The sequence below is a fragment of the Deltaproteobacteria bacterium genome, assembly GCA_016218975.1.
Taxonomy (GTDB): domain Bacteria; phylum Desulfobacterota; class Deferrimicrobia; order Deferrimicrobiales; family Deferrimicrobiaceae; genus JAENIX01.
In genome coordinates this window covers 1-3,024 of the sequence record JACRCO010000023.1, presented here as the reverse complement: position 1 = coordinate 3,024, position 3,024 = coordinate 1, and the positions used below count along the sequence as shown (strand labels likewise).

Here is a 3,024-nt window from a genome sequence, read left to right as displayed (position 1 = left end):
GCTCGATGCTTTCAGCGCGGCGAAGGGGAAGGCCCGTTTCTCCGGCGGCGCGATGACCGGGTTCGGCCGTTACGCGGTGAAATTGACCGGTCCCGCGGAGGTGTCCATGAGCGGGGTGGAGGTTTCGGGAGGGCGAGGGGCGGCCGGCGCTTTTTATGACGGGAAGATCGTGCCCGGCCTGGGAGTCGTAAGAGTTGAGTAGGACCTCCCGGGCGGTGTTCGCCCTCCTTCTTCTCGGCACCGCCGCAGTCGTCGTGAAAGGCTTCCTGCGTCCGCCTCAGCCTCCCCTGCGTGTCGCATTCCAGGTCTGCAACTCGATCGAAGAGAACCGGCGGCGCTTCGAGCCCCTGCGCGCCTACCTGGAAAGGAAGCTGGGGCGAAAGGTCGTAGCCACCCACGTCAACACCTTCGATTTCGCCGAAATCGCAGGCCGGGGGGAGATCGACGTTCTTCAGGCGAACGGCTACGTCTATATCAACCTGCGGTCGAAGGCTCCCGCGAAGCCGCTTGCGAGGGAAGTAAAGGCCGACACGGGAAAGGACACCGGGGGCCATATCGTCGTACGGGCCGATTCCCCGATCCGGTCCCTGGAGGACCTGAAAGGGAAAACGATGGCGTTCGGGCCGGTCCTCTCGCCGGGTGGATACCTCGCGCAGTATTACACAATGCTTCGTGCGGGGCACGACCCGGAGAAGTTCCTCGGCAAGTACCTGTTCCTTCCGGGCGCGTGGCAGCATGAAAAGGTGGTCTTTGCCGTTCTTTATGGTTCCGTGGACGCCGGGGCCGTTAAATTCGGCGATATCGAACGGATGGAGGCGGAAGGGAAGGTGGGAAAGGCCGATTTCCGGGTGATCGCTTCGTCGGAGCCGGTTCCCGACTGCGTTTTCTTCGCGCTTCCGCACGTGGATGAAACGACTGCCGGAAGAGTCAGGGAGGCGCTCCTGAGACTCTCCGGGCAGGATTTCGTTGAAGTGGAAGGGGAGCGGATCAACGTATTGAAGAGGGACGGCGTTAAAGGCTATGTTCCGACATCGGACGAGGAGTTCGAGGTGCTGCGGCGCATGGCGAAGGAGACGAACCTCCCCCCCTATGAAAAATATTGACGTTATCTCCGGACCCGGCCTGCTCCGGGCCGGGAAGCCGCTGACCTTCCTTTCGATCGCCCTGATCGTCCTGGCGGCCGCCGCGGCCGTTCGGATCGCGGCAACGGAAAATGTACGGAACGTTCCCGGCTTTGCGGTTTCCGCGGGGCTTTCCGCCGATGAGCTTCTTTCAAGGGCAAGGGAATCGGAACGGAAGGGAAACCTGACGGAAGCCCTTGCGGATTATCGCCGGGCCGTTTTGCTGCGTCCGCCGATCGCCGACCGCAGATCGCCGGAATATCTGGGCGCGGAATTCGAGGGAAAGGTGAAGGAATGGGTTTCGGCGCTCCGTAAAGGCGAGGTCCGGGCGGGGCCGTCCGCAATCCCCGACGCATCGTTCCTTTTCAGGAGGTTGTACGGAGGGTGCGGGTGATAAAGAAAATCTTCCTTTACCCCGAATCGGCTGGTGCGTTGGCGCTGAACGGAGCGCTGTTCGCCGCCGCGGCCATAGGGCTGACCGCCCTGGGCAACCCCGCGTCGACCGGGCTGTGCGCCTCCTGCTTCCTCGTCAACGTTGCCGGGGCGCTTCACCTGCACGCGAAGGCGTCCCAGAGCTACCTTCGGCCGGAGTTGCTCGGCATCGTCCTGGGAGCGTTCTTCGCCGCCTGCTCGTCGCGGGAATTCCGCGTGCGGGGACGCTCCTCGCCTGCGCTCCACTTCGCCGGGGGGGCGTTTCTGCTGCTGGGCTGCGAGGTGTTCATCGGCTGCCCGATCAAGACGATGTTGCGGACCGCCGGAGGAGGCGGCGCGGGGCTTGTCGGCCTGTCGGGGCTTGCGGCGGGCGTTGCGTTCGCCGCGGCGTATCTCAAGGACGGTTTCGGTTTCCGCCCGAAAACGGAGATCGCGGAAAGCGCGGGGCTTGTGCTCCCCGCGACGGCGTTCCTCCTTCTTCTTGCCGCCTCGATGGGGGCGTACCTTTTCGCGTCGGAGGGTTCCGGCGGCGGAGCGATCCACGCACCATTTGCCGTCTCCGCGGTCGCGGGGTTATTCTTCGGGGCCGCGGGCCAGCGCAGCCGGTTCTGCGTCACGGGCTCCATCCGGAACGCGGTCATGCTCCGCGATTTCCGCGAGGGCGCCGGAATCGTCGCATTTCTTGCCGCCGCGCTCATGCTCAACCTGCTCCTCGGGAATTTCCTCCCCACGGTGGCGCTGGAGCCCGGCGCTCACACGGACCTGCTTTGGGCTTTCCTTGCCACGGCCATGGTCGGATTCGGGGCGATCCTGATCTCGGGCTGTCCCTTCCGCCAGCTCGTGCTTGCCGCAAGCGGCGACATGGACGCCTCCGCTGCCGTGGCGGGAATGCTTCTCGGCGCCGCATTGTCCGTCGTTCTCGGAATAGGCTCCTCTCCCGCGGGCGTTACCGCGGCCGGGAAGATCGCGGTCCTCGCAGGATGGATCTTTTTCCTTGCCATGGGCGTTCGCCGCCGGAAGGCCGAATGACCGCCATGAGGAACGAATTGTTCTCCATCGGTGAAGCGCTGGCCTCGGAAATATGGCATGTCCTGCCGTACTTCCTGCTGGGCGTGGCTGTCGGGGCCGTCATCCGCACGTATCGGCTCCACGTTCGGATGCGGGACTCGCTGGGCGCGTTCGGGGCATTCGCGATACCCGCGGCTATCCTGGTCGGAACGATCAGCCCGCTGTGCTCCTGCGGGTCGATACCTATTTTTGTGTCCCTCGTTTCCTCGGGGGTCCCGCTGGCGCCCGCTTTGACGCTGCTGCTGGTTTCCCCGCTTATGAGCCCGAGCGGCTACACGATCACGGCCTGGGAACTGGGACCGGCATGGGCGAACCTGAAATTTTTCTCCGCCCTCTTCATGGGCGCCTTCGCCGGCGCGGCGACGTTCCTGCTGGAGAGGAAAGGCTTCTTCGGCAACCCGGG

5 protein-coding genes are annotated in these 3,024 nt (G+C 64.5%); all 5 read left to right on the top strand.

Translation table 11 applies throughout. The annotated features are described in order from the left end of the window. On the top strand, positions 1-202 hold a 202-nt coding region (locus tag HY896_02740), incomplete at its 5' end, for a hypothetical protein (protein ID MBI5575263.1). Continuing rightward, positions 195-1,103 (top strand): phosphate/phosphite/phosphonate ABC transporter substrate-binding protein, encoded by a 909-nt coding sequence (locus HY896_02735; protein MBI5575262.1) that lies wholly within the window; start codon positions 195-197, stop codon positions 1,101-1,103. The genes HY896_02740 and HY896_02735, both read left to right, overlap by 8 nt. Beyond that, the gene (locus tag HY896_02730) at positions 1,090-1,515 is read left to right on the top strand and encodes a hypothetical protein (protein MBI5575261.1); all 426 of its coding nucleotides are present in this window, start codon (positions 1,090-1,092) and stop codon (positions 1,513-1,515) included. Before HY896_02735 ends, HY896_02730 begins: the two co-directional genes overlap by 14 nt. Next, positions 1,512-2,582, top strand: coding sequence for a YedE-related selenium metabolism membrane protein (locus tag HY896_02725; GenBank protein MBI5575260.1), 1,071 nt, complete (start codon positions 1,512-1,514; stop codon positions 2,580-2,582). The genes HY896_02730 and HY896_02725 overlap by 4 nt, the downstream gene beginning before the upstream one ends. After that, on the top strand, positions 2,579-3,024 hold a 446-nt coding region (locus tag HY896_02720), incomplete at its 3' end, for a permease (protein MBI5575259.1). The genes HY896_02725 and HY896_02720, both read left to right, overlap by 4 nt.

What these genes read in the sequence shown, in the direction of transcription:
- HY896_02730 (MBI5575261.1), top strand. Translation starts at nt 1,090, where the DNA reads ATGAAAAATATTGACGTTATCTCCGGACCCGGCCTGCTCCGGGCCGGG.